General features: G+C 34.5%; 1 protein-coding gene and 2 pseudogenes. 2 read left to right on the top strand and 1 reads right to left on the bottom strand.

Going from position 1 to position 3,095, the window contains the following annotated elements:
• Positions 1-790: 790 nt before the first annotated feature.
• Positions 791-2,155: an ankyrin repeat domain-containing protein gene (locus OZD66_RS01755; RefSeq protein WP_065095203.1), complete on the top strand. Its 1,365-nt coding sequence runs from the start codon at positions 791-793 to the stop codon at positions 2,153-2,155.
• A gap of 119 nt (positions 2,156-2,274) precedes the next feature.
• Positions 2,275-2,796: pseudogene (locus tag OZD66_RS01760) on the top strand (type II secretion system protein GspD); the annotation flags it as partial.
• 29 nt (positions 2,797-2,825) lie between these two features.
• Here the strand turns inward: OZD66_RS01760 and OZD66_RS01765 are convergent.
• Positions 2,826-3,095, bottom strand: a pseudogene (locus tag OZD66_RS01765) (transposase); the annotation flags it as partial.

Consider the following 3,095-nt stretch of genomic DNA (forward strand, 5'->3'; position numbering starts at 1 on the left):
TTATACCTCGCTATTACACTTAGTTTAGTATGGCTTTTTTTCCATTATTGTCTATCTGTTTGTTGTGCAGTGAGAATTGGTATAAGTTAAAAATGTGATATAAAAAAGGTATCAACAATTTATAGCTATACCACCGCGATATCTCTTAGCCGCTAACACGTAGCGGAATGACGAGCTTATCGTCATGCCACCGCGAACCGTCATGCCGCGATTCATTCGCGGTATCTCAGCCGCTAACAAGTAGCAGAATGACAGCAATCCTACGTCATACCGTCACGGTATCTCTAGATCCCGCTAACAAGTAGCGGGATACTTGACCTTTACAGGGATGACAGTTGTCGTTTAGCTATAAATGTTAAGAAATTTACCAAATAAAAAAAAGGCAAAGAAACCCTAGGGTAGCTAGTATTCAAATTCTCCCTTGTCTATTTGACGTCTTTTACTGTCTTAAACACTTTATAAGCGCGTTTCGGCTTGTATAGGTAGAAACCTAAAAGTTTTATAAAGACATGAGGTGCACATAGTGCAAAAAATTAAGCATGATTTACGCCAAATACATTAAGTTTTTTGTCATTAATCCACTGCAGAGATTGCAAAGATAAATAAATCGCTTCAGTTTCATGATAAGAGGGCTGGCGGAGTTTGTCAAGTAAGTTTTTCGTTTCATCCAATGCGCTGCCAAAAGTTTGTTATGCAAGAATGCACTAGCCATTTCTCACAGATTCATTTAAACTTAATCAAGTAGGAGTATTATTAACGCGAAAAGAGTTTAATTAGAGATTTAAGTGATATGGCGCGTGAGGAAGATATAAACCAATTAGTAGAAAATGGATTTGATATTAACTCAAAAGATGCAAGTGGAATCACTCTCTTGCACAAATTCACAAAAGAAGGTGATTTAGTTGGAGTAAAGTCATTACTAGAGCACGAAGCTGATTTCAATGTCGTAGACAACGAAAATAGAAACCCTCTGCATTACGCCATTATGCATGGACACAAGAAAGTTGCTAAACTTTTTGTTAACCAACTGACAATTAATTCCAAGGATAAAAATGGATTCACTCCACTGCACCTTGCTGCACTACAAGATGACACGGAATTAATAGATTTTTTGATAACAAAAGGCGCAAAAATTAATGAAAAAGATGCCAAAGAGGGCTATACTCCTCTTCATATAGCTTCACTATACGGTTCTAAAAAAAGCGTCCAAATTTTAATTGATAGCGGAGCAAATCTCGAATGTGAAGATAACAATTTTCGTACTCCTTTGTTTTTAACCATTTATCAATGCACCGCACATTATGACAGCAGAGCAGAAATTATAGAATATCTGATAAAGAAAGGTGCAAATATAGAAGCCAAAGATGCAGAAAATAACACTACGCTTTTCCTAGCAGCGTATAACAACAAAATGCAAATAGTAAAACTTATTGCAAAAAAACAGCAAGCAAGTAACGATAAAATTAAACTTAAAGAGTTTTTTTGCACAAAAAACAACCATGGTTTTGATGCGTTAGATTGCGCTATTGAGCATAACAATAGAAAAATGGTAACATTTCTTGTTTCAAAGGGAATAGAAGCAAACGATCAAGATTTTAATGGTAACGCTAGGCTGCATAAAGCTAGCCATAATGGTAACACTAAAACAGTTAAGCTCTTATTGAAGCTTAAGGTAAACGTTAATGCTGTTACTAAATGTAACAGAACTCCCTTGCTACTCGCAGTTAAAAAAGGCCATACACAAATTGTGAAAATGTTATTGGAAGTTAGAGCCAATATGAACATTTGTGAGCAACAAGGTTTTGCACCTCTACATCTTGCTGTTCAAAAGGATTATTTTGATATAGCTCAGTTGTTAACAGAAAAAGGTGCAGACCTTAACATTAAGTGCAATAACGGTCATACCGCAATAGATATGTTCATTAGCAAGGCTCATAGCAAAAAAAACATCGAAGAAAATTACAAAAAATTTTGTAGATTTTTGATGCTTTACCTGAAAGAGCTACATAGTAAACACAAAGCCTGTTGTATACTTTCAACCCTAGCTCTAAGCTTAACAATTATAGGCTTACCATTTATTTTCAAGCCTATTATTAAATACAGAGAAAGAAGTAAAATATATAAAAAAATTAGGGCTATGCTGGTCTACATTTAAGTACAAGAAGAGTATACAAAAAATACATAGCCAAAGCTAATACACAACAATTATCTGCTCGATGAAAATGAGATTAAATACATTTTTAATATTTTTATAGAAATCTATTAGTATAGATTTTGTATGCTGTTCTAATGGCTATTTTTAAATGCTTAATACTCCTCTTCATTATTTCTTGCACACATCTACCTACCAAGCAATATCCTATTAACATAGACAATTATAAGCACGATTATCCGTTGCAACAATATAACACCTCTTTGGAGATTAATGAACCGGTAATACCAGAAATTATGCCTTTACCAATAGAGTTTCCCGATCTCACAATCAGTAATCAGCTTATTTCTATTAATGTTAGTGAAGAAGTATCAGTAAAGGATTTGCTAATTGAGATAGGAAAACTTTCTGACGTTAACTTGGATATAGACCCAAAAATATCAGGTAATATTATTTTAAAGCTAAAAGATAAGAATATAAACGAAGTAATTCAGAGTATAGCAAATAGCGCCAAACTGCGTTACTCAACAAGTAATGGTGTAATTAGAATTGAGCGGGACTTGCCATACGCACAAAATTATTACGTAGACTTCATCAATATTCAACATTCTGCTCAAAGCAGTTTCGTCATTAATAACAATATTATAGCATTTCTCATAATAGTCCGAACAGGTCATAGGAAGGCAGAATCAACAGCACGACGAAAGGATTCGAATAGAGGAATGTTTTTCCTGGCTCTGTTTTTTATAGCAAACCAATGATGCTCAATTTTGTTGAAATCTGGAGAATAAGGCGGCAGATACAAAATTTCTGCACCAACCCCTTTAGCAAGCTTTATCAGACTTATGAAAAGTAGCATTGTCAAGAATGACAGTCTGTCCAGGTTCCAAGATCGGTGTCAAAAATTGCTCAAACCATCCATTAAAAACATCCATATTACAGT

It is taken from the genome of Wolbachia endosymbiont of Drosophila baimaii, assembly GCF_028982185.1.
GTDB lineage: Bacteria > Pseudomonadota > Alphaproteobacteria > Rickettsiales > Anaplasmataceae > Wolbachia > Wolbachia pipientis.

Coding starts and splice junctions, on each gene's coding strand:
- OZD66_RS01755 (WP_065095203.1), top strand. CDS start 791: ATGGCGCGTGAGGAAGATATAAACCAATTAGTAGAAAATGGATTTGAT.